The sequence below is a fragment of the Citrobacter sp. TBCS-15 genome (assembly GCF_005280815.1).
Lineage (GTDB): Bacteria > Pseudomonadota > Gammaproteobacteria > Enterobacterales > Enterobacteriaceae > Citrobacter > Citrobacter werkmanii.
Genome location: NZ_SZWK01000080.1, coordinates 1 through 370, shown reverse-complemented (window position 1 = coordinate 370; position 370 = coordinate 1). Strand labels below are relative to the sequence as shown.

Below are 370 nucleotides of genomic sequence, written 5' to 3'. Positions count from 1 at the left end.
TTTTTAAGGGAGAATAAAGAAATGAATAAAGAGCATATTTTAGCACAAAAAGAAGTATTGACTCCGATTGAATATGAACACTATGTTAAGCACTTATTTGATATTGGAGAAATTACTAAAGAGCTTTATATTGAATTGAGTTCTGATTTATGAGCAAAGCCTTAGCTATTGACTTTAGCACCTCTAATACTGGTTACGCATTTCGTAATCCTTTGACAAATGAGTATGTAGTCGGTTCAATTGCAGGTGGTAAAAGTAAAGATCCTTTGGAACGTGCCAAGCTTATTGCTGACGGTATAACAGAAATTATTGAGCATTACAATTTATTTGACTACTTTATTTATATTGAAGAACCTATTATCACGTTCAA

At 31.6% G+C, this 370-nt stretch carries 1 protein-coding gene; it reads left to right on the top strand.

Going from position 1 to position 370, the window contains the following annotated elements:
- Nucleotides 1-149: 149 nt before the first annotated feature.
- Nucleotides 150-370: hypothetical protein (locus FDW96_RS03040; RefSeq protein ID WP_252362850.1), on the top strand; the 221-nt coding region annotated here is incomplete at its 3' end.